This window comes from Actinoplanes sp. ATCC 53533 (assembly GCF_003947245.1).
This window is the reverse complement of sequence record NZ_QHHV01000049.1, coordinates 16,981-39,160: the sequence shown is the minus strand read 5'-3', so window position 1 is coordinate 39,160 and position 22,180 is coordinate 16,981. Positions and strand designations below refer to the sequence as shown.

Genomic DNA, 22,180 nt, shown 5'->3' with positions numbered 1-22,180 from the left:
CGGCCAGCCTTCCTAACTCCTTGTAACAATGATTCCGGGTACTTGCACAGCATCGTACTATGCTGCAACACTGATCCGCATAGTGCTGAGACCGCAACAGCGGGTCACGGAAGACGCCCACGGGCGCGACCTCGGCACCGTGCAGACAGACCCGTAAGGCGGGCAGCACCGGGCGCGAGCCTCCTGTCTGCCCTAACGGGCACAGGACCAATTGAGGTGATCATCGTGTTGATCGGCGCCGTGATTTCCGCGTTGCTGGTGGGCTTCCTCGCCGGGCTGCTGTCGTTCAAGGTCAAGGACCGATGGTGCCCCCACTGCGGCACCACTACGAGTGAGCTGGCGCGCCAGCAGCCGGGTCACGCGCGATGAGCACGCTCAAGCTCGGTGACGTGATCGACGTCGAAGACAGGGACTACAAGTACGGGACCGGGCGGCTGATCCTGCGCGTAACCACGATCGGGAGTCGCCAACGTAGAGCCGATGGCGACTGGGTTGATCTCGACGGACTTGAACTCCGGCCGGACGGCACGCAACTCGACGTACACCCGCGCCATGCCGCCGTCCGGGCGACCGCGTTACGCAATCAGCGGCAACCGTGGACGCGGCCGTGAACACCATGATCGAACTAGTTGACCGCCGATCCGCCTGGCGGTTGTACCGCGCGCTTGACGCATGGCGCGCTGCGCACCCTGGGTTGGTGCGCGCACGTTTCGGTGCCTCCCTTCGCTGCGTGACGGAGTACTCCGTGGCGGATGGGATCGGGCCGGGCGTACCACGCTGGTCACGCTCCTGCGGAGCGGTTCCCCCGGTTGACCGCGTGGTACGCCCGCCCACTTTCCGAGGCTGGGAGACGGGTAGATGACCACGACGTACCACGGTGGACAACAGATCGACCATGCACAGGCGGTGTTGGACCGGCATGCCGTGTCCAGTGCCGACGGGTTGTGCACCACCTGCAAAGTGCTCGGCCCATGCTCCGAAAATGAGGCTGCGGCGAAGGTGTTCACGCTCTCGGCGCGGCTGCCTCAGCGGCGGCCCGGGGCCACACGGCCGGAGTTGCTGGGTGCGAAACGGACGGATTTCCGCTGGCTGTCTCAGGCGGGTTGAGTTGACCAAACCGGTGCCGCGTTCAAGCAGGTAGATCCAGGTGTCGCGCATCGCTGCGGAGTGCGCGGTGATCGGGGCGGGGCGTTCGGTACCTCAAATTTGAAAGGTGTCAGCGACCATCGTGAACGGCGAGGCGATCCACGTGGCCGGCGCGCTGCCCGGCGAGACGAAGCGGGGCCGAGGCGCGTCCAACGCGCGAAAGACGAAGACTGCCTTGCTCGTGCGGAAGCGGCTGATGCAGCGCTCGCCGTCCAGCTCCGGGCTGGCGATGTCCCGCCGAGAGTCAGCTGCGGCAGTCAACGCCCACCTGTACGCCACGTCGGGGCGAACCGTCACACCGAATACACCGACGGTCGCGGCCGGTGCGCGGATCTACTCCCTCGCCCAGCGGCGGGCGCGATGACAGCCGGCGCGCGGGTTGGGATGTCGGGTCCGCGGCGGGGTCCGGGTGAGGCGAGCAACCTGGGCCCGCGAGTCACCCCTGGCCAGGTGGCTGAGGCGCGCAAAGACCTCGGCCGGCAGTTGGCCGAGCGGCGGGACATGGCCAGGATTACGCAGAGAGAACTAGCCCGGCGCCTCTCCTACTCACGCAGCACGGTCGCCAACGTCGAGATCGGCCGACACTGCGCCCCTCGAAAGTTCTGGCAGCGCGCCGACCGTGAGGTTGGCGCGACCGGCGGGCTGCTGGCCGCGTTCGAGCAGGTTGATGCGCTGGTGCAGGCGTTGCAGACACAAGCCACTCAGGCGCGCGAACGGCAACGGGCCGCGAAGTACGCACCGGCTGCCCCTCCGGTCTCCGCGAATGGCTGTGGGTGTGGGCTGGTAGTCGGTCGATGGACCGGGCGGGAGACGCGGGCATTGCGTGAGGCGCTACGGATGAGCCTGCGCATATTCGCCGAACACCTCGGTGTCCGAACCTCGACGGTTTCCGGCTGGGAGCATCAAAGGAGACCAGCGCCGCCGAGTTTGGCCACGCAAGCGATGCTCGATCAGGCGCTCAAATCGGCCGATCCCGACACCAAGACCCGGTTCGGACTGATCCTCGCCAGCACCGCGGACTGTACGTGCAGCGTGGGCACCGACAACGCGAGCGGCGTGGCGTACGGGTCCACAGTGACGCCGTTGCACGGGCGAGAACGGACGCGCGCCGCGTCGTGACATCCGAGCAACCACCCATCGGCCGAGTGGAGAGGGGGCCCCGCGATGGGAACGCCGATTCCAGGGCTCCGCGGTACCTCCACGCATGCGCTGGCCGTGGTGATCTATCAGCGCCACCGCGACGAAGGTTCCGGGTACTGTGCCCGATGTGGTGACCGCGCGCCGTGCAGGCCTCGGCGGCACGCAGCCTTGGTCATTAGAGCGGCCGGGGAGGATCCCCCATGGTATGACGGCGGGGTCGAGCGAGGATCCCCTACGGCGGCGATGCCGGACCACGCCGGTTACCGTGTCGGCGATCGTGGCGTCCCGATCGACCGGGCGGGCTCGCTCTACTCGCGGGAACCCGGTTGAATCTCCTCAAGATCAATTGCGGGCTGTCGCCGCGCTACCGCCCACCTACGGTGCATGCCAACGGACGGACTCCCAGGCCGCTCGCCACCATGCAGGCTTTCGGTCGATGATCCAGTGCAGGCCACCGCGCTGGCAGACCTGATCAAGAAGGGACGCGCCCGATGATCGACTGGCGGCCATACGCTGCCGAGTTGGCGGCAGAACTGACGCAAGCCGGAGCCCTGGCATCGGACTGGCGCAAGGCGTTCGAGCAGGTGCCCCGACACCTGTTCGTGCCGGAGTTCTTCACCTCAGATGACGAGCGGGTCAACGCGGACGGCCCGGCGCAGCATGATCGGTGGCTCACGGCGGTCCGCGCGTGCTCGCGAGGAAGCGGGCCGTCGTCGAACAAGACCGGACCCTGCGATGGAACGCTGCCAGCGCTACGGCAGCCCATGGGTGAGCCAGCTCATTCCTGGGGCCCTACGAGGACGAACGCGGGAGTGGTCGCAGCGCGTTAGCCCGAACAGGTGCAGCCGTCCCACACCCGCAACCATGGTGCGTCGGAGCGGTCCGGGTTGCCCCTAACATGTCGTCATGCGCGTTCTGGTTGTGGGATCCGGCGGTCGTGAGCACGCTCTGGCTGCGGCCTTGATCGCCGATCCTGAGGTCACCGCTGTCGCATCGGCCCCGGGTAACCCTGGGATGGGGAAACTCGGTCCGTTGTTCACCGTGGACCCGCTGGATGCCGAGGCAGTGGCCGCTGTCGCCGTGGAGTTTCGGGCCGACCTCGTCGTCGTCGGTCCCGAAGCGGCTTTGGTCGCCGGTGTCACCGACGCTGTGCAGTCCGCGGGCATCGCTTGCTTCGGCCCGACCCGCAGCGCCGCAGAGTTGGAGGGCTCCAAGACCTTCTCGAAGGAAGTAATGGCCGCCGCTGGGGTACCGACCGCCCGATCTCGGTCGTGTACTACCGCCGCCGCGGTGGCCGCCGCCCTGGACGAGTTCGGGGCGCCGTATGTGGTGAAGAATGACTCTCTCGCGGCAGGCAAGGGCGTGGTTGTCACCGCGGACCGGGACGCGGCGGTTGCGCACGCCGCCGGGTGCGACCGCGTTGTCGTCGAGGAGTTCCTCAACGGTCCGGAGATTTCTCTGTTCGTGGTCACGGACGGCGTCACCGCGGTGCCGTTGAAGCTGGCCCAGGACTACAAGCGGGCGGGGACGGGTGACATCGGGCCGAACACCGGTGGCATGGGAGCGTATGCCCCGATCAGCTGGGTGCCCGAAGATGTGGTGCCCCAGGTGATGCAAACCGTGGTGTACCCGGTCCTGAAGGAGATGGCCGCCCGGCAAGCTCCGTTCGCCGGGCTGCTGTACGTCGGGTTGTGCCTGACAACGCAGGGCCCGCTGGTGATCGAGTTCAACGTCCGGTTCGGTGATCCGGAAGCCCAGGTCCTGCTGCCGCTGATGAAGACCAGCCCGGCCGAGCTGTTCCACCGCGCGGCGACCGGCACCCTCGCCGACCTGGGGCCGCTGCAATGGCACGACCAGTCCGCCGCCACCGTGGTGATCGCGTCCAAGGGCTACCCGGAGAGCCCGAGCGCTGGTGACCGGATCACCGGCGCGGACGGGCCCGGCTATCAGCACGCCGGTACCCGCCTTGACGGCGACGGACGCTTGGCCACCTCAGGCGGCCGGGCGATCTGCTGTACCGCCACCGGCGACACCCTCGACGAGGCCCGCGCCGCAGCGTACGAACTCGCCGGCCGGGTCACCCTCGACGGAGCGGTCTGGCGCGCCGACATCGGCCTGCCGTCACCGCTGACCGGGCCGCGGTAACGTCCCGGCCGGATGACAGACAACCAGGTCGTGCCGCGGCTCCAGACCGACGTTCGTGTTGATCTCCATGAGGCCGGGCCCGCTGCCGATGGCGACGCCGGCGCGACGCTGGACGCCCTCCTCAGTCGTCACCGCACTGCGCGAACCACGGGCTGGCGCCTACCTGGTCAGTGCATTAGCAGGGTGTCTTCCCAGGCGCGCTGGGCGCGCACGTGTCCGAGCAGTTCGCGGGCGCTTTGGTTGTCCTCCGGGTTGAGCCACAGCATGTTCAGCAGAACCTTTTCGGCGGTACTGAAGCGGCGTAGCCGCCACAGCACGATCGTGATGCCGTATAGGGCTCGTAGGAAGGGCCGGTTGTCCAGCTCCGTCCAGAGCAGAACTCCAGGGTACGGCTCGGGCAGGGCGAGCTCGGCGATGCCGACGGCGGTCTGGTAGTGCCCGAACGCGGTCCGCAGCCAGGCCCGCTGCTGGGGTTTGTCGGGCGGCTCGGCGAACTCCAACTTGATGCTGTCGGGATCCGCCATGTCCAGGTAGAGGTTGCCGAGATGGGCATGGGCATCGATGTCAAAGGCTTGCGCCCGAATAATCGCCCGCAGCGCCGCCTCATAGGTGTCGAGGTCGCCGGTAGCGCGCCAGGCGTCGAGGGCGCGATCGATCGGAACATATCCGTCGGGCTGGCTGCCGGGCGGATACGGGTCCGGCAGTGCACCGTCGGGCCGGCTGACAGCGGCGACCGCTCGCCGCCACCAGTCGCTGGTGGTGTCGAAGTCGTCGTCGACCCAGTCCACGTCGATGATCTCGACCGGGTCGTAGCGGCCCCGGATGCGCACCGCCGCCGTACCGAGGTTTCCCGCTCTGGCGATGCGCTGCTGGACACCCGGTTGCAGTCGGCCAGCGCACACCTCGCCGAGCCGGTAATAGCGGGGCTCCAACGCGAACGCCGACGTGCCCGAGGTTGTGGTCGCCACGCCATCGGCTGTGGGTAGCAGCAGGTCGAGGGCTCGGCGCATCCCGGCCGCGTCCAAGGGGTATGGCAGCACTCCAGCGTCGGCGGCCCGAATGACGCGGGTCAGGGCCGTCTGATAGCCGATGTCAGAAGCCGCGGCCAGCGCGCGGGCCAGCCGGGTGCGGTGCGTACGGTGGGTGCTCACGACGTGCCAGTCCTGTCCGCCGCCCATGGTTCGACGTCCCGCCCCTACGCCGCACCGGCGGCTTCCCAGTCCACGTCGTCTCCAGCATTGACAGTAACCGTGGCTCCAAGCGGCGGCTCGGTTCACCGGCTCGCGCGACGGGCGGGTGCGCTGCCTGCGGGCGTACACGGCGACACCCGCCAGCAGTGTAGCCCGACCGGCCCGCCGACGGCGGGCCCTTGAGATCCGGCGGTGCGCGCAGAAGTGCTCCCGGTGAGGGTGGTTGTTGGCCTCAGGCGGGAAGCGCAGTCCGGGTGTTCGGCGTGGCCTCCGCGGCGTCGGCCGCGGCATCGAGTTGTCGCGCGAGCGCGCGGGCCTGAGCCTGGGTGAAAGCGATCTCGGGTGCCAGGCCCAGGGCTTCGACCCGCACGTGCGGATGGTCCAGGACGGCCGGACCAATGCGCCGGGCGGCAGGCATGTCGAAGTAGTCCGGCCAAACCTCGACCTCGATGTCGCCGCCACCCTCATGGCTGTCGACGACAACGGCAGCGCCACGATGGTGGCGGGTTCCGGGAACCTCCGCCACGACCGAACAGGTCGCGCACCACGGGCGGACAGCTCGGCAGAGCAGGCGATCCTTCGACGACGTGGCCGGACTGCGGGTCATTCACGGAGCAGTCCCCTCCCGTGCGCCGAAGGCGCGGCACTCGATCCGGAAAGTCGCGGCCCGGCCGGAGCAAGCGTCGGCGGCCGGGTCACGCGGCGTCGTCCTGGCCGTCGTTGTCCGTCGGTCCTCGCCCGTCGGCCGATGTCTCGCCGTCGGCCGGCTCATCGCCCTTGGCCGGCTGATCGCCGCCGGTGGATTCCTCGCCCGACTCGGACCTCTCGCCGTCCGGGTCTTCGTCGTCAACAGGCGCGTCGAGACGTGGAGCGATCTGTATGAGAACGCGGATCTGCGCGAGACGAACGCGTCCCGCCTCCGTGATGGAGTACACGTTGTGCCCATTGTCGTCCGGACCTGAAATGATCATCTTGCGGCGAACGAGGCGGTGCCGGGCACGGGTCATCTCGGATTCGCTGAGGTGCTGGCCACTCCAGGCGGCCATGTTGCGGTGCAGCTCGCTGTAGCGAAGGGGCTTGCCCTCCAGGCAGAACAGGGCCGCGGCGTCCCGTAGATTGTGCACCAGGTTCTCGATCTTGGTGAGGTCGTCGTACTCCATTCGTCTCCACCCCGTTGTGGCCCCCGTGCGACCCGACGACGCGTGGTTGTCAAGCAAATCGTCGGCCATCTAACAGTGCAAGACGTCAAACATCAACGAGCATTCACCTGCACGTCAAGGTCTTTCCGCGCGATTGTGAATCTTCCTCGCCGTTGCATCCGGCTATGCACGAAATGCCGGTTCGTTCGGACATTGCGTGCTCATCTGTTCGGCCAAAGACGCTGTGGTTTTCCTGTGTTTCGTCAAGGTTTCCGACACAGCTCGGCGACGATAGCAGCGACGTCGCGCCCCACGTCCGTCAGTGACAGCGCCGGCTCGCCCACTCCGCCGAGCCTCGGGCTCCCCTCCGTCGACGCGGCAAGCACCCCCGCCCCGACCAGTACCTGAATCGCAAGGTCGAGCCCGTCCTGCTCGCCAGGGGCCGTCGTGGCCGGTACCGGTTGCCGTCCGTGATGCAACGAATCGAGAACGTTAACCACGTACGGCGTCTTCACCAGTTCCACAGCGCCGCGCTGCGCGCCCTGTTCCGCTCGGCTGTCCATCGCTGACTGGCCTCCCCGTCAACAGCGAAGATCGGCGATTGTCGTTGCCGTTTGGTGGAGTGTACGAGCCGCGCATGACGGCGGCGGCGCGCAATGCACGACCAAATCCGGTGTAGGCACCAGGGTCCTCTACACGGTTACCTAGGGCTACGCACAACTTGTTCGTGCGACATGCACGCGCGGTTTGTTCGTCCTAACTGGTGGTAGCGGGCACCGATCTTGCTGCTGTAGGACGGAGTGGTCGCGCCAGACTCGGGGGAGGTTGCAGGTGCAGACCTTGACGCGCAACGCCAAGCTGGACGCCGCTGACGGCGGCGTGCTGTCGCGGGCACGTGGGCGGCGTGACGGTGGAGGACACGCCGTCGGTGTTCGCCGGCGCCGTCGGTGGCTCGCCGCGTTCGCGGCGGGAATCGCGTTGACGCTGGCGGTCGCCGGTTGCGACGGCTCGACACCCTCTGGCGGCAATTCGACGGCTCCATCGCTGTCGGCGCCGCCGCAGAGTATCCGCGGTACTGCGGAGGAGCAGGCGCTCGCCGCCTACAAGGGAATGTGGCAGGCGTATGCCAAGGCGGGCCTGACGGCAAATCCCGACGACCCGGACCTGGCTCGTTATGCGGCGGGCACGGCGTTGAAGACGCTGCAGAAGGGCCTGACGGGCTACCGCGACAAGAGCCAGGTGCTCAAGGGCGACCTGGTGACCAACCCGCAGGCGTCAGGTGCTTCGCCTGACGCCGATCCCACGTCGGTGACCATCACCGACTGCGTCGACGACACGAAGTTCCTTGTGTACAAGCGCTCCGGTGAACTCGCCAACGACACCCCTGGTGGGCGTCGATCGACGAAGGCAACCGTGACGAATGTCGGCGCCGATGGCTGGAAAGTGACCAGTTTCGGAGTACAGGCGGTTAATACATGCTAAAAGCACTTACACGAGGCGCCGTTGTTGCTGCTGTCCTGCTTCTTGGCGCCACTGGCACGGCCGCCCTCGCTGATGGTGGCGTCGGTGGGGTGGACTGCAAGCAGAACCCAAATTCCGCCGAGTGCAATGTGGACGTCGGCACCCCTGAGAACGGCGGCAACGGCGGCAACGGCGGCGGCTCGGACGATGACTCTGGCGATGACTCCGGCGACGGCTTGGACCCCGGCTGCTCCTACGAGCGGGTCGATCCGCAGCCAGCGCCGCCGGCGGGCGCTGGTGAGGGCGCCTGGTACGTGCTGAGCTGCCTCATCGGTGACGGCAAGGGCGGCCCGTCGACGTCGCCGCCGATGTGGATGGAGACCGCCCCGCAGGTCGATCCCGCGGAGTTGGCGCGCACTGCTCGAGCGAGGCTGCAACTGCCGGCGCCCGCGATCCGCACCAATCCGGACGCGTCGAAGGCCAACGTACTGTCCTACGTCCCGGTGTGGTTGTGGGTCGATGGCTCGTCGTGGAGTTCGCGGTCGGCGACCGCGTCCGTGCCGGGCTTGTCGGTGACCGCGACCGCCACCCCGACGAAGGTGGTCTGGCGGCTGGGTGACGGCGCGTCGATCACCTGTGGTCAGGGCACCGCGTGGACGACGGGCACCGATCCGAAGAAGGCGTCACCGACGTGCGGGCACACCTATGACCGGCCGGCCACGCGCACGCTGACCGCGACGATCACCTGGATAGTCACCTGGGCCGGCGGCGGGCAGTCCGGGACGGTGCCGAACCTGACCACGACGGCGCAGACGACGCTGATCGTCGCCGAGGCCCCTGCGATCAACGGCGGTACCCAGTGAGCGCGATGCCCGTTTCCACGCTGCCCACCGCACCCGGCAGGACCGGTGTCATGACGGCCAACGGGGCGACACCGACACCGCGCGGGCCGGTGCTCCGACGCCGGGTCAGCCCGCTGCGCATCCTGCTCGCGGTCGTGCTGATCCTCGGCTTCGCACTGGCCGGGGCCGTTGTCGCCGACCGGATCGACACCCGCTTGCCGGTCCTATCCACCGCCCGTCCGGTAGACGCCGGGCAGGTCATCACCGAGGCCGACCTCGTCGTGGTGCGGGTTGCCGCCGACAGCGCGGTGACCACCGTGCCCGAGACCGACCGTGCCAGCGTGGTGGGCAGGACCGCGGCGGTCCCACTCGTCGCGGGAGCCCTGCTGTCCCCAGCGCAGCTCGGCGCGGCGGCGTGGCCGCCTGCGGGCCAGTCGGTGATGGCCGTGGGCGTGAAGCCGGGACGGCTGCCGTCGGGGATCACGTCCGGCAGTCATGTCCTGGTGCTGATCGTGCCCACCGCGACGGCAGCGGGCAGCGGCAGCACGCCGCAGGTGGTGCAGGCCGAGGCCACGGTGTGGTCGCTCGAAGAGACGAAGGACCAGTCCGGTGACACCGCGGTGTCGCTGCTGATCGCCGCAGCGGACGGGCGGCGGCTGGCGTCCGTGGTCGGCGACGTGACGTTGGTGCAGCTCGGTGTGGGGAGGTAGCGGGGCATGCTGATCGCTGTCGGTTCCGGCAAGGGCGCCCCGGGCGCCACGACCCTGGGTCTGGGCCTGGCCGCGTTGTGGCCGCGGCCAGATGCCGCGCTGGTGGAGTGCGATCCCGCCGGTGGTGACCTGTGGGCCCGCTTCGGCCATCATCCTGAGCCGGGCCTGTCCGCGCTCGCGGCGGCGGCCACCTGGCAGGGCCCGATCCCGGGTTTCTTCCGGCAACGGCTGAGCGTGGGCGCCGACGTGGTGCTGGCGATCCCTGGTGACGGTGCCGCCGCGTCGGTGCTCACTCTGGCCGACCGCGGGCTGGAGGCGTTGCGGCAGGCCGCCACGACGTCAACCGTGATCCTCGACGTCGGCCGGCTGGACCACCGTAGCCCAGCGGTGGCGCTGGCCGCCGCCGCCGACCATGTGTTGCTGCTGGCCGCGCCCACCCTGGCCCAACAGACCCAGGTGGGTGCCCGGCTGCCGTGGCTGTCCCACTCCCTGGCCGGCAAACTGTGGCTGGTCGGCGCGGGCGACGGCGGACACGGCACCACGGAGTTGTCTCGCGATCTGGGGCTACCGGTCATCGGCACGGTGCCGCACAGCCGTTGGGGAGCCGGCGTGCTCACGGGGCAGCTGAGCATCCCGAACTGGCGGCGCCTGAAGCTGGCGCGGGCCGTGCGCCGCATCGCCGCGGCGCTGTGCGCGCTTGAGCCCGAACCCGAAGGCGCCGAGACCGTCGTGTGGCGGGCTGCGGACCAAGGCGCGGTGCCGCCGATCATCGCGCCGCCGCCGACGCTCACCGGTCGTCGAGGGGCGGCGGCATGACCAGCCCAACCATGTGGAAGAACTCGCCGCACCAGGATGTCATCGCCGGGCTGCGCGCGGAGATCTCCCGGCGACTGACCGGTACTGACATGTCGGCGGCCGAACGTGACGCGCAGGTCAGCCGACTGGTGTCCCAGGTCCTGGACCAGCACGCCCGAGACAGCCTTGCCGGTGGGCGCATGCCGCTGGATCCGCCGGACGAGAAGTTCGTTGCCGTGGAGCTGCGCGAGTCGTTCTCCGCCTTGGGCCCGTTCGAGTCGTTGTTGCGCGACCGCCGGGTGACGAACATTTTCGTCAACGGCCCGGTGGTGTGGGTGGCGCACAGTGATGGCAGCAAGCATCAGCTGCCGCCGCTGTTCACCTCCCGGCAGGAGATGATCGAGCGGATACGTGACATCGCCGCCCGCTCCGGGGTGGACGAGCGGCGCTTCGACCGGGGCATGCCGCGGGTCAGCGTCCGGCTGCCGGACGGGTCGCGGATGTTCGCCACCCTGCTGGCCCGGGAACCGTCGGTGTCGATTCGCCGCTACGCGCTGCTGCACACCTCGCTCGACGAGCTTGCCGCCAAGCACCAGCTGATGGACCCGGTGGTGCGGGACCTGCTCACGGCGACGGTCCGCGCCCGCAAGAACATGATCATCTGCGGTGGCCCCTACACCGGGAAGACAACGTTCCTGCGGGCCGCGGCGAAGGCGATCGGACCGGGCGAGCGGATCATCACCATCGAGGACACCGACGAGCTGGCCCTCGACCAGGACCCGGACCACCCGGACTGTGTGGCTCTTCAGGCCCGCGAGGCGAACATGGAGGGCGAGGGCGGCGTCGACCTCGCCGAGCTGGTCCGCTACGCCCTGCGGATGTCCCCGGACCGGGTGTTCCTCGGCGAGGCCCGTGGCGGGGAGGTCGTCCCGCTGCTCAACTGCATGTCGCAGGGCACCGACGGGTCGATGGCGACCATCCACACCTCGAGCAGCAAGCAGGCCTTCACCAAGCTGATGGTGTACGCGGCACAGTCGGAGGAACGGCTGCCGTTCGACGCGACCGCGCCACTGGTCGGGGTAGCGGTCGACTTCGTGGTCCACCTGGCGTGGTCGGCGAATAATCACCACCGGGTGGTGTCCAGCATCCGGGAGGTGCTGCACGCCGAGGGCGCCGAGGTGATCTCGAACGAGATCTGGCGGCCCGGCCCCGACGGCGCGGCCGTGCCGGCCGCACCGATCCGCGCCGAGACCGTCGACGAGTTGGCAGCGGCCGGGTTCAACCCCGACCTGCTGCGGGGCTGGTGACCGGCGATGCGTGCCCTGTTCGCGTTACTCGGTGCCGGGATCGCCCTGGCGGTGCTGCTGCTGGTCTCCGGGCTGCGGCCCCGCCCGAAGCGACCCCGGACCCGCCGGGCCCGCCGACAGGATCTGGGGATCTCGGCGGTGCGGCTGGCGGGAGTGCTCGCCGTCGCGGCCGTGGTCGGTGTGGCGACCCGGTGGCCGGTCGCCGCGGTCCTGGCCGGCATCGCCGCCTACACCCTGCCGGCGGTGATCGGACCAGACCGCGCCCACAAACGCGACCTCGCCCGGGTGGAGGCGGTCGCGGCGTGGGCCGAGAACCTGTCCGGGACGCTGCGCTCGGCCGCCGGCCTGGAACAGACCATCGTCGAGACCGCGGCCGTCGCACCGGCGGAGATCCGCGACGAGCTCATCGCGTTGGGTGCCGCCCCACGCGCCGGGATCCGGTTGCCGCAGGCGTTGCGCTCCTTCGCCCGCGACATGGCGGACCCGACCGCCGATCTCGTGGCCAACGTGCTGCTGCAGGCCGCCGAGCACGAGGCCCGCGACATCTCCGGCAGCCTGGCCGGGGTGGGCCGCGCGGCGCGCCGGCAGGCGTCGGCGCGGTTACGCATCGCCACCGGCCGGGCACGGACCCGCACCTCGGTAAGGATCATCATCACCGTCGTGCTGCTCAGCGTGGTCGGTCTCGTGTTGTTCGCCCGCGACTTCCTGAGCCCGTACGACACCGCGCTGGGTCAGCTGATCCTCGCCGTGCTCGGTGCCGGGTTCGCCGCCTGCCTGCTGTGGATGGTGCGCATCGGCCGGATACCCGACATGCCGCGCATCCTCACCGGCCAAGACGATCCGGTTGCAGCGGGGCAGGTGACGGCGCGATGACCACCATGATCGCCATCGGTGCGCTACTCGGCGCCGCCGTGGCCTGGATGATCGCCAGCCTGGCCCCGAGGCGGCTGTCCGTAGCCGAGGCGCTCGACGCGGTGCGACGACCGCCCGACCCGCCGCTGGTAGGCGTGCGACGCGCCCAGCACGCCCTCGCGGCCCCTTTGTACCAGCTTCGCCTGCCGCGGGCGCAAACCCTGCTCGACCTGGCGATCCTGGAACGCGACCCGACGAAGTTCCTGGTCACCCAGCTCGGCCTGGCGGCGCTGGGCCTGTTCGCGCCCACCGCCACCGTGGCCGCGCTGAACGTGATGGGTGCCGGCATCGGCTGGGGTGCGCCGCTCGCCATCAGCGTGCTGCTCGCCGCTGGCGGCTACCTCGTCGCCGAACTGTCGGTGCGCGAGGACGCCGAAGAGCGCCGGCTGTTGATGCGCTACACCCTCGCCGCGCTGCTGGACGTCATCCCCACCTCCCTGGCAGCGGGCGCCGGCATCGAGCAGGCGATGACCAGCACCTCCCGCAACGCCGCCGGCTGGGCGGCGCAACGCCTACGCGAAACCCTCGCCTTCGCCCGCGACAACCACATTCCCATCGCCAAGGCGATGCAGGAACTCGGCGAGCAGACCGGCGTCGTGGAGCTGGAGCAGCTCGCCGGCAGTCTGCACCTGGCCGCCGGGGAAGGCAGCCGGATCCGTGACGCCCTGATCCAACGCGGCGAAAGTCTCTCCGACCGGCTGATCGCCGACCTGGAGGCCAAGGCGGAATCCGCGACCGAACGCATGTCGGTGCCGCTGATGGCGCTGACCAGCGTGTTCCTACTCGCTCTCATCTACCCGGCTATGGCTGCGTTCCAGTCCGGACCGTAGCCGCCCCCACCGATCACAGGGAGGAACCGATTTTCATGGTCCGCACATTGCGGGCGCTGGCCGCCCGCCTCACCACCACCCTGCACGAACGCGGCGAGAACCTGCGGCAGGAACCTGACCGGGGCAGCCACTCGGTCGAGTACGCCATCGGCATCGGCCTCGGCGCGGTGGTCATCCTCGCCGTGTACGGCGCCTACAAGACCGGCGTCGCCACCGTCGTCAGCGGCTGGGTCTTCAAGTAGCCCGCACGGCATCGACGGGAGGGTTACCGCATGCGCCACAGCCGCCGACCGGGCGCTGCCAGGACACTGTTCGTGTCCTGGCAGCGTCGCTGGCGCGACGACCGCGGGTCCACCGCGGTCGAGTTCGCCATCGGCGCCCCGGTGATCGTCGGGCTGCTCCTGCTGGTCGTCCAGGCGTTCTTCTACGGCATGGGCAGCCTGGCGGCCCACGCCGCCGCCGACCATGCCGTGCAGACCGCCCGGGTGGACGGCGGCAGCGCCGGCGCCGGCCAAGCCGACGCCACCGAACTGCTCGGCCAGCTCGGCGGCTGGTTCGTCGACAACCCGAAGGTGACCGCGCAACGGGGCGCCCAAACCACCACCGTCACCATCCGCGGCAAGACGCACGGCCTGCCCATTCCGATCACCGTCACCGTGCAGGCACCGACCGAACGGGTCACCAAGCCATGACCACCATGCCCCGGACCAGCCGCGTCCCGCTACGGCTGCGCCACGCCGCCACCGAGGCCGCGGGGCGGCTCCGCGGTGACCAGGGCACGGTCGCGGTGGAGATGGCCATCGGGATACCCATGCTCGTCCTGGTCGTCCTGCTCGTCGCCGCGACGTACACGATGGGACGCGCGAACCTGGACGTCAACGCCGCAGCCTCCGCGGGCGCCCGGGCCGGATCGCTGGCGCGCAACGCAAACGCGGCGACCAGCGCCGCCACCAACGCAGCCAGGGCCAACCTCGCCGGCCGCTGCGCCCGCCTCTCGATCGACGTCGCCACCGGCGGGTTCCGCCGCGGCGGGAATGTCCGGGTCACGGTCTCCTGCACGGTCACGACGCGGGGCCTCACCGGTATCGGGCTGCCGGGCAGCGCCACGTTCAAAGCCAGCGCGACCAGCCCCATCGACGTATACCGGTACGTTTCGCTCGGCCCGGTCGGCGGCGTACAACGTCCGGAGGACACCGGCCATGCCTGAGTCCACGCCGCCACCGGTCACGCCCGCCCAACGCCGCCGGCTGCTGCTGCCGCTGCGCGACGATACCGGCGCGGTGACCATCCAGGTGCTGTACATCGCGGTGATCGGCCTACTGCTCGCCGCCGCCCTCTACGGCGGCGCCACCGTCCTGGCCGCCCGGTCGCACGGCTACAGCCTCGCCCAATCCGCCGCCCGCGCCGGCGCACAGCAGATCGACCTCACCCACTACCGCACCACCGGCAAGGTCCGCCTGGACCCGGCCCGCGCCGCACAGGCCGCCAAGCAGTACCTGCGCTCGGCCGGCGCCACCGGGACCGTCGACAAGGTCACCCTGGCCGAGATCACCGTGACGGCCACCAGCAAACAGGCCACCCCGTCCCTGCGCTACTTCGGCTACGCCACCGTCACCGTGACCTCCACCGCCTCGGCCACCGCCACCGTCACCGAAGCCGGCTGAACCCGGCCCCACCACACAACAGGGAGGGCAGCGATGCTGCTGATGCACCGGCTGGGCCGGATCGCCGTCCGCACCGGCAGCGGACTCGTCCTACTCGCCGTGGTCGCCGGCATCCCCGCCGGCCTGGTCACCTTCATCGGCTGGCCACTACCCGACGACCTGCCTACCACCTGGGACCAGATCGCGGCGATCCTCGCCGGCGGGTTCCCCGACACCGCCGTGGTCGGCCTGCTCGCGGTCGCGCTGTGGCTGGTCTGGGCCGCGTTCGTCCACGCCCTCACCGTCGAACTGGCCGCCGCCCGCCGCGGACAGCCGGCCCGCCGGATCCGGCTGATCTCCCCGATGCAGGCCCTGGCCGCGCTGCTGGTCGCCGGGCTCGCCGCCGGCCCCGCAGCCGCGTCCGTCGCCGTCATCGCGCCGACACCGGCCCACACCCCGTATGCCGCCGGGACCGCCGGCGGCTCGCAGACTGGCCAGGCGGTTGCCCCCGTTGCCGCCTGGCCACCCGACCTGCGCCCTGCCGCCGGCACCGACGCCGCGCCGCGGGCACTGCCCGCGGCGTCGCCGGCCAGCCTCGACGGCGTATCCACCGACTCGCCCCGGTTCGCGCTCGCCGCGCGCACCGGGCCGTTGACGGTCACCGCCGGCGGCGCGCAGTACACCGTGATCGTGCAGCGGGGCGACACCCTGTGGGACCTCGCGCAGCAGTGGCTGGGCGACGCGCACCGCTGGAAGGAGATCTACCACCTCAACCAGGATCGCTACGACGGCAACGGCCGCCTCCACCGCATGGCTGGTGGCGACCACATCGAGCCGACCTGGCACCTGGTCCTGCCCGACGACGCCGCGCCGCCCGCCGGCGCGAAACCCCGCACATTCATCCCTCCGGCCACAACCACTACGCCGACCACGCCACCCACGGCCACCCCGACGTCGCCGCCCAGCACCCCGCAGGCCCCCGCACCGTCGGCCTCCGCGGAGCCGACCGCCACGGCGCAGCCGTCGTCCCGCCCGGCCACCGCCGAGCCCACCGGTGTGCCGGGCGACGACGGTGTGGCCGGTGACGTCCCGAGTTCGGCGAGGCCGTCGGCTACCGGGTCAGTGCGGGCCACCGGCACGGCCACCGCCGCTCCGTCTGCGAGTGCGACACCCGACACCGCACCGTCGCAGTCGGACCGCTCGTCGCCGCCGGGAGTGTCGCTGACCGGCGACAGCTGGGTCGACCTCGGCCTTGCGCTCGCCATCGCCGCCGCCGCCGCCGTGGTGTGGCGGCTGCGCCGCCGCCGCTACACACCCCGCCCACCCAGCGCGCACACCCGGCTCGACGACCCGGACCTGACGCCGCTGCCCGAGGTGGTGACCCGCGTACGACGTGGCCTGCGCACCCCCGTGCCGGAGACCGACAACCGTCTGCACGACCTCCACGACGACGACGCGGCCGACGATCTCCTCGACCAGGCCGAGGATGTCGAGGATGCCCTCGACGAGGACGGCTTCACCGACGCCGACCTGCCCGACGAAACCGACACGCCAGAGCAGAGCCCTGCGCCGCCGCTGAACCTGCCCGCCCTCGGCAATCCGATGCTCACTGCATGGCCACCGGCCGGGCTGGGGCTCACCGGCGCCGGCGCCGAGGCCGCAGCGCGTGGATTCCTCACCGCCGCGCTCGCCGCCGGCGGACTCGACGACCCGCACGGGCGTTCCAGCGTGGTGCTGCCCGCCGCGACGCTGGCCACCCTGCTCGGCGCCGCCGCGGTGAACGTGCCGGACACGCCACGGCTGACGGTGACCGGTGACCTGGCCGAGGCCCTGGAACTGCTCGAAGAGCAGACGCTGCACCGGACCCGCATGGTGTACGGCCACGAGGTCGACACCGTCGCGCAACTGCGCGACGCCGACCCGTACGAGGAGCCACTGCCTCCGGTCCTGCTGCTGGCCGACGCCACCGTTCCGCACGAGCGGGCTCGCATCGCCGCGCTGCTCTCCCAGGGCCAGCGCCTGGACATCCACGGGGTCCTGCTCGGTGCATGGCCCGACGGCAGCACCGTCGTCGTGGCCGGCGACGGCACCACCACCGCTGCCGACGGCGAGGGTTCCCGGCACGGCAGCCACCCCGCCGACGTCGGCCGTCTCACCGTCATCACGGCCGCCGAGGCGGCCGGGCTGCTGCCCACGCTCGCCGAGTCCCACACCGGCCTGCCCCAACCGCCGGCACCCGCCGAGCCGCCGCGCACGCCAGTCGCCCTCGTTCCACCGTCGACCGCTGCCGACGATCTCGACCAGGCGGCGAACGACGCCGACGCGCCCGCGCAGGAGCCGGAACACGCCGCGACCCCCGGCCAGGTCACCAGCGCCGCGCCGCCCGCAGAGGCGAGTGATTCCCCGACGATCGGCGCGATTCCAGAAAGCCCGAGCACTCCGGTGCCTGCACTCTCGGGGTCGGCCGGTGATGACGATCAGGAACTTGACGACGGCGAGACCGACGACGCGGCCGACGGGCCCGGCGTCGTCGCGGTGCAGGTCCTCGGCCTGCCCACCATCGTCGGCGCCGACCAGGAACAGCCGCTGCGCGCCAAGGCCATGGAACTGCTGGTGTACCTGATTGCCCGCGGCGGCGGCGCCACCATCGACGCGATGAAGGAGGACCTGGTGCCCGACGCCACCGTGTCCAAGGCACCCAACCGCATCCACACCTACGTCTACGCCCTGCGCCTCGCCCTGCGGCGCACCGGTGGATCGGCCACCTACATCACCCACCCCCGGCACCGGTACCTGCTCAACCGCGACGCCCTCGACGTCGACCTGTGGCGCCTGCGTGACGCATTGTCCACCGCCGAAACCGCCACCGGCGACGCCCGGATCGCCGCACTACGGCAAGCGGTCGCCGCCTACCGTGGCCCGCTCGCCGACGGCACCCGCTACGAGTGGGCCGAGCCGTACCGCGAAGCGGTCCGCCGGCAAGCCCTCGACGCCCACCTCGCCCTCGCCGACGCACTGCGCGACCAGCCCGAGCAGGCCCTCGCCGTGCTGGACACCGCCATCGGCCACGACCCGTACGCGGAGCAGGCGTACCAGGCGGCGATGCGCTGCCACGCGGATCTCGACGACAGCGACGCGATCACCGCCCGGCTCACCCAGCTCACCCACCGGCTGGAAGAACTCGACACCGAACCCACCGACGAGACCCGCGAACTGGCCGGCGCGCTCACCGACGACGTGCGCCGCCGCGCCCGCCGAAACCCCGGCGCCGCCGCATGAGCGCCGTCCCCCTGCCCACCCTCGTGTCCACCGCCGGCCGATCGTGGCGGACCCTGCACCGGCCCACCACATCGGCCACCGTCCGCAGCCTGAAGAACATCCGGTGGGCGGTCCGGGCCGCCCTGATCATCGGCGTTGCCGCCTCAGTGGGGGCGAACGTCCTGCACGCCCAACCCCACCCGATCAGCCAGGCGATCGCCGCCTGGCCACCGATCGCGCTGTTACTCACCGTCGAGTTCATCTCCCGCGTTCCGGTGCACCGGCGGTTGCTGGCCGCGGCCCGGCTGATCGCCACCGCCACGATCGCCGGGATCGCCGCCTGGGTCTCCTATTGGCACATGGCCGGGGTGGCCGCACGGTATGGCGAGACGGGCTTGTCCGCCTACCTGCTGCCCGTGTCCGTCGACGGCCTCATCGTGGTCGCCAGCATCAGCTTGGTCGAGCTGTCCGCCCGGCTGCACCTGGAGCGATCCGATCCGCCGGCGACGACGCCCGTCCCGCCGCAGGCCCGCTCGGCGCCGCCCGCCGCCGAAACTTTGGCAGCGGGACGGGCCGGCAACACACCCATCACGCCGGCGAACGCCACACCGGTCGACGGCACCGTCCTCGGCGAGCCGCCACCGGCCGATCCAGCCGATCCCGGGTCGGGCGACCAGCCCGAACAGGGCGCTGACCACGACCCGACCTGGCACGACGAACCCGTCACCGACGAGCCGCCAGACGACGACGGCCCGGACACCGACGATGAGTCGCAGCGCGGCGACGACGTCGGTGACCACGAGGGTCCCGGCGACGACGGCCGGCAGCGCCGGCCGCGCGGCGCCACCAGGAAGGCGGTCGTCGACGCCTACCTGAAAGACCCGACCAAGCACCCGACCACCCTCGCCGAGGAGGTCGGCACGTCAGAACGCACGGTGCGCCGCTACCTGGAGGAGTTCCGCGCCAGCGCCGGGACAGATTCACCGAACGGCACCAACGGGGCGAAGCCGGCCCACAACGGCAGTCCCCGGTAGCCCACAGCGCGCCACGATCACCCGTCCAGGACGCGGTTTGGCGCCGTCTGCCAGCCGTCGCTGATCGCTCCAGGTGCCCTGATCTCCTGCCCCGGAACGCAAAAAAGGGCCGGATTTCGTCCTCATAGGCGGACGCCCGGCCTCAACGAACACGGGCCAGGAGACCGTGACACGTATTTGTCCCATGTCATCCGGCGATTTTCCCTGGGGGCACTCGTTGTGGTGGCGATGCGCCGAACGGGAAACCGGGGAGGGTCCCGCTGGTCTCCGCCGCAGCCTGCATCGCCGCTGCGGGCCGGTCCACGCTCGGCCCCGCCCACCCGATCCGATCGGGATCCGCCTCGACCTGCGCAACCGCGTCATCAGCGGCCGGGCCTGGTCGCCGGCGGAGACCTCCACGCCTGAGATCCTTCGCGGCAGGCGATCACCTGCGGCGCGCCCCAGGTCCTACAGCCCGATGGCCGCCTTCGCACCCAAATACGAACCGGCCGAGGGGAAGCCGGCGACGGCAAGCTCGACGAACCGTTGGCCGAACCCCAGCGCGGGCAGGTCGCCGAGCCTGGCGAACTGCACACCGCGGATCTGGCGGGTGTCCAGACCCTCGGCGATCGCCCCGATCGTGCCGCCGACGCGACGCACCTCGAAGGTGAGGTGCACGACGCTCGCCGCAGTGTGATCGCACACGTACAGCAGCCTGCCGACCTCGACATCGAGACCGGTCTCCTCGCGCATCTCCCGTACCAGCGCCGCAGCGAGGGACTCTCCGTCTTCGACCGTGCCGCCCGGCAGCGACCACCGCCTGGACCCGTCGGTGTCCTGATCCAGCAGCAGGACCCGGTCCTGATCGAGCAGGACACCTGTCACCCGTGTGCGCACGCCGCCGACCGTAGCAACACCGCCGGTCGTTCCCGCCGCATGCGTGCGATGAGACGGGAACGACCACCACAAAGAGGGATGCCGCAGATGGCGGCAACACGTACGCTCATCGGCACGCAGGGTGCGGCGATCCCCCCGTGTCGCCGCACCCGCGTACTCCTCGGATCCGCCCCGCCCTGGCGCACGCCCACATCGTGGAAGTCCGTTGGCCGTGCCGAACGATCAGCACCTGGTGTCTGGCTCTTGTGAGTGCGCCGTGCCGTTAGAGGACGGCTGCGGTGGGCTCCGCGGGCGGGGCGGGCTGCAGCGCGATGACCAGCCGGTCGACGGCGGCCGGCTCGCCGGCCGGCCGGCACCGCTCGGCGGCTGCGGGATCGGTGAACGGGCCGACGGCGGCCACCCGCCAGGTGGCGCGGTCCAGCAGGATCAGTGCGGCGCGTGGCGCGTCGTCGGGCGCGGGTTGGATGCCGGCGAGCGCGGAGGGGATGGCCCGCCACATGCTGTCCGGTAGGGACGGCCCATCAGGGTTGTGCAGCGGCACCGGGCAGGTGGCGCGGATGTTGGTGCGGGCACGGGCCAGGCTCGGCGCGGCGGAAGCGGCGGCCGGGGCGCCGTCGAACGGCCCGTAGGCCGACAGGTGCGCGGCGGCCGTGGCGGTGAGCAGGACGTGTGGATCACGTACCTCCGCCGAATCCAGGATGGCGACGGTGAAGGCGTCGCCGCTGTCGGGGTCCTTCATCGTGACCAGTGCTGGACGGTTGCTGTCGTCGATGGTCCACACTAGGACGTGGAAGTGCTGGTCGAGTAGTTTCTGCCAGCGTTGGTAGGCGCGGTTGTCCGGGTCGAACGGGTTGTTGGATGGTTCGCTGGAAGGCATTTGGCTGTCCCTTGTGGTCGGGTGTGCAGGTGTGTCGGGTCTTCCGCATCTGCGGACCGGGGTGGGGTGCTGGGTGGTGGCGGACGCGGGCTGTACGCACATGGGTGCCGGTCGGTGGACCAGGATGGTGACGGCCGCGATGCACGGGCCCACCGTCGTCGCGCGCGGCGGCGGGCCGTACGAACGGTGCGCAGCAATGATCGGCTGGGCCGGTGCCATCACCGGCCCGGCGCGGGTGAGAGGTGCGCGAGGTGCGCCGTCAACGTGGCCAGTGCGTCAACGTCGCGGCGGCGGGTGGTCGACGTTGTATTCCGGGCAATCGGTGTTCAGGCCATCGCCCACACACAGGAGCGCGTCACGCGGTCTTGAAGACGCCGACGGCGGGCTTTGAAGCGCCCGGCAACCTGGTCGCCCCGGTAGGTGAGGGTCCAGCCGTCCGTGGCGGCGGGCCGCACCGTTCCTGCGCCGTCGCCTGGTGAGCTGCTGGAGGGTGGTCCTGGCCATCACAGCTCTTCTTCGCAGGCATCCGCGAACCGCTGCGCGAACGCCATGAAGTCGGTGATCTTCCGTGGTGTCGTCCAGCCGAAGCGCTGCGGGTTCACGACGGCGAGCGGTGGGCTCATGCGGGCTTGGGCGATGATCCAGTAGGAGAACAGCGGCGCGTCGAGTCCTTCACCCCAGCAGACTTCGCAGCGCGCCCCGGTCGCGCTGATCCAGGAGAACAGGTAGACGCCCAGGGCGGATTCGTTTCGTATTCGGGTAGGCATCGCTTCACCACCGGGTTGGGGCTCGCGGCGCCGGCCGCGAGGCGGGCGGGGCACGGCGACGGCGGCCAGGCGTGGACGGCTGGTGCCGCCCACGCCGGGACTTGCGCC

26 protein-coding genes are annotated in these 22,180 nt (G+C 70.7%); 19 read left to right on the top strand and 7 right to left on the bottom strand.

The features are described 5' to 3' along the window. Positions 1 to 216: 216 nt before the first annotated feature. The 6 genes from DMB66_RS17790 to purD all read left to right on the top strand — a co-directional run bounded on the left by DMB66_RS17790 (position 217) and on the right by purD (position 4,431). Positions 217 to 369, top strand: coding sequence for a hypothetical protein (locus tag DMB66_RS17790; RefSeq protein WP_233624644.1), 153 nt, complete (start codon positions 217 to 219; stop codon positions 367 to 369). Continuing rightward, positions 366 to 611 carry a hypothetical protein gene (locus tag DMB66_RS17785; protein ID WP_125805208.1) on the top strand — a complete coding sequence of 82 codons (246 nt, stop codon included), beginning with the start codon at positions 366 to 368 and terminating at the stop codon, positions 609 to 611. The genes DMB66_RS17790 and DMB66_RS17785 overlap by 4 nt, the downstream gene beginning before the upstream one ends. Positions 612 to 858: 247 nt before the next feature. Then, positions 859 to 1,107, top strand: a complete 249-nt coding sequence (locus DMB66_RS17780) for a hypothetical protein (RefSeq protein WP_125805207.1) — start codon at positions 859 to 861, stop codon at positions 1,105 to 1,107. A gap of 106 nt (positions 1,108 to 1,213) precedes the next feature. After that, positions 1,214 to 1,510: a hypothetical protein gene (locus tag DMB66_RS17775; RefSeq protein ID WP_125805206.1), complete on the top strand. Its 297-nt coding sequence runs from the start codon at positions 1,214 to 1,216 to the stop codon at positions 1,508 to 1,510. A gap of 86 nt (positions 1,511 to 1,596) precedes the next feature. Next, positions 1,597 to 2,265 (top strand): helix-turn-helix domain-containing protein, encoded by a 669-nt coding sequence (locus DMB66_RS17770; RefSeq protein WP_233624643.1) that lies wholly within the window; start codon positions 1,597 to 1,599, stop codon positions 2,263 to 2,265. Between the two features lie 927 nt (positions 2,266 to 3,192). Then, the gene (purD, locus tag DMB66_RS17765) at positions 3,193 to 4,431 is read left to right on the top strand and encodes a phosphoribosylamine--glycine ligase (protein ID WP_125805205.1); all 1,239 of its coding nucleotides are present in this window, start codon (positions 3,193 to 3,195) and stop codon (positions 4,429 to 4,431) included. A 167-nt stretch (positions 4,432 to 4,598) separates the two neighbouring features. Here the strand turns inward: purD and DMB66_RS17760 are convergent, their stop codons facing one another. The 4 genes from DMB66_RS17760 to DMB66_RS17745 form a co-directional block, all read right to left on the bottom strand. Further along, a complete protein-coding gene (locus tag DMB66_RS17760; protein ID WP_125805204.1) occupies positions 4,599 to 5,582 on the bottom strand; it encodes a hypothetical protein in 984 nt (327 codons plus the stop codon). Between the two features lie 271 nt (positions 5,583 to 5,853). After that, the gene (locus DMB66_RS17755) at positions 5,854 to 6,147 is read right to left on the bottom strand and encodes a hypothetical protein (protein ID WP_125805203.1); all 294 of its coding nucleotides are present in this window, start codon (positions 6,145 to 6,147) and stop codon (positions 5,854 to 5,856) included. Between the two features lie 169 nt (positions 6,148 to 6,316). Continuing rightward, positions 6,317 to 6,781, bottom strand: a complete 465-nt coding sequence (locus DMB66_RS17750; protein ID WP_125805202.1) for a hypothetical protein — start codon at positions 6,779 to 6,781, stop codon at positions 6,317 to 6,319. A gap of 242 nt (positions 6,782 to 7,023) precedes the next feature. Beyond that, entirely contained in the window at positions 7,024 to 7,323 is a 300-nt protein-coding gene (locus DMB66_RS17745; RefSeq protein ID WP_125805201.1) for a hypothetical protein, read from the bottom strand. 268 nt (positions 7,324 to 7,591) lie between these two features. Here DMB66_RS17745 and DMB66_RS63790 point away from each other — a divergent pair, with 268 nt between their 5' ends. From DMB66_RS63790 to DMB66_RS17680, 13 genes are all read left to right on the top strand, one after another. Then, positions 7,592 to 8,242 carry a hypothetical protein gene (locus tag DMB66_RS63790; RefSeq protein WP_233624641.1) on the top strand — a complete coding sequence of 217 codons (651 nt, stop codon included), beginning with the start codon at positions 7,592 to 7,594 and terminating at the stop codon, positions 8,240 to 8,242. An 89-nt stretch (positions 8,243 to 8,331) separates the two neighbouring features. Continuing rightward, entirely contained in the window at positions 8,332 to 9,084 is a 753-nt protein-coding gene (locus tag DMB66_RS17735; RefSeq protein WP_370318641.1) for a hypothetical protein, read from the top strand. A gap of 5 nt (positions 9,085 to 9,089) precedes the next feature. Further along, positions 9,090 to 9,773, top strand: a complete 684-nt coding sequence (locus DMB66_RS17730; protein ID WP_125805199.1) for an SAF domain-containing protein — start codon at positions 9,090 to 9,092, stop codon at positions 9,771 to 9,773. A gap of 6 nt (positions 9,774 to 9,779) precedes the next feature. Then, positions 9,780 to 10,589 carry a hypothetical protein gene (locus DMB66_RS17725; RefSeq protein ID WP_125805198.1) on the top strand — a complete coding sequence of 270 codons (810 nt, stop codon included), beginning with the start codon at positions 9,780 to 9,782 and terminating at the stop codon, positions 10,587 to 10,589. Further along, on the top strand, positions 10,586 to 11,875 hold the full coding sequence (locus tag DMB66_RS17720; protein WP_125805197.1) for a CpaF family protein: 1,290 nt from the start codon (positions 10,586 to 10,588) through the stop codon (positions 11,873 to 11,875). Before DMB66_RS17725 ends, DMB66_RS17720 begins: the two co-directional genes overlap by 4 nt. 6 nt (positions 11,876 to 11,881) lie before the next feature. After that, positions 11,882 to 12,748, top strand: coding sequence for a type II secretion system F family protein (locus DMB66_RS17715; protein ID WP_125805196.1), 867 nt, complete (start codon positions 11,882 to 11,884; stop codon positions 12,746 to 12,748). After that, on the top strand, positions 12,745 to 13,617 hold the full coding sequence (locus DMB66_RS17710) for a type II secretion system F family protein (protein ID WP_125805195.1): 873 nt from the start codon (positions 12,745 to 12,747) through the stop codon (positions 13,615 to 13,617). The genes DMB66_RS17715 and DMB66_RS17710 overlap by 4 nt, the downstream gene beginning before the upstream one ends. 35 nt (positions 13,618 to 13,652) lie before the next feature. After that, positions 13,653 to 13,859 (top strand): hypothetical protein, encoded by a 207-nt coding sequence (locus DMB66_RS17705; protein ID WP_125805194.1) that lies wholly within the window; start codon positions 13,653 to 13,655, stop codon positions 13,857 to 13,859. 72 nt (positions 13,860 to 13,931) lie between these two features. Beyond that, positions 13,932 to 14,309: a TadE/TadG family type IV pilus assembly protein gene (locus DMB66_RS17700; RefSeq protein WP_158647262.1), complete on the top strand. Its 378-nt coding sequence runs from the start codon at positions 13,932 to 13,934 to the stop codon at positions 14,307 to 14,309. Beyond that, the gene (locus DMB66_RS17695; RefSeq protein WP_125805192.1) at positions 14,306 to 14,824 is read left to right on the top strand and encodes a TadE/TadG family type IV pilus assembly protein; all 519 of its coding nucleotides are present in this window, start codon (positions 14,306 to 14,308) and stop codon (positions 14,822 to 14,824) included. The genes DMB66_RS17700 and DMB66_RS17695 overlap by 4 nt, the downstream gene beginning before the upstream one ends. Next, positions 14,817 to 15,281, top strand: coding sequence for a hypothetical protein (locus tag DMB66_RS17690; protein ID WP_125805191.1), 465 nt, complete (start codon positions 14,817 to 14,819; stop codon positions 15,279 to 15,281). The genes DMB66_RS17695 and DMB66_RS17690 overlap by 8 nt, the downstream gene beginning before the upstream one ends. A 33-nt stretch (positions 15,282 to 15,314) precedes the next feature. After that, positions 15,315 to 18,539, top strand: coding sequence for a BTAD domain-containing putative transcriptional regulator (locus tag DMB66_RS17685; protein WP_233624640.1), 3,225 nt, complete (start codon positions 15,315 to 15,317; stop codon positions 18,537 to 18,539). Further along, positions 18,536 to 19,552 (top strand): DUF2637 domain-containing protein, encoded by a 1,017-nt coding sequence (locus DMB66_RS17680; RefSeq protein ID WP_125805190.1) that lies wholly within the window; start codon positions 18,536 to 18,538, stop codon positions 19,550 to 19,552. The genes DMB66_RS17685 and DMB66_RS17680 overlap by 4 nt, the downstream gene beginning before the upstream one ends. Positions 19,553 to 19,999: 447 nt before the next feature. Here the strand turns inward: DMB66_RS17680 and DMB66_RS17675 are convergent, their stop codons facing one another. The 3 genes from DMB66_RS17675 to DMB66_RS17665 form a co-directional block, all read right to left on the bottom strand. After that, positions 20,000 to 20,428: an NUDIX domain-containing protein gene (locus DMB66_RS17675; protein ID WP_199752456.1), complete on the bottom strand. Its 429-nt coding sequence runs from the start codon at positions 20,426 to 20,428 to the stop codon at positions 20,000 to 20,002. Positions 20,429 to 20,690: 262 nt separating this feature from the next. Continuing rightward, complete coding sequence (locus DMB66_RS17670) at positions 20,691 to 21,305, bottom strand: hypothetical protein (RefSeq protein WP_125805189.1); 615 nt, start codon at positions 21,303 to 21,305, stop codon at positions 20,691 to 20,693. Between the two features lie 503 nt (positions 21,306 to 21,808). After that, entirely contained in the window at positions 21,809 to 22,072 is a 264-nt protein-coding gene (locus DMB66_RS17665) for a hypothetical protein (RefSeq protein WP_125805188.1), read from the bottom strand. Positions 22,073 to 22,180 lie beyond the last annotated feature (108 nt).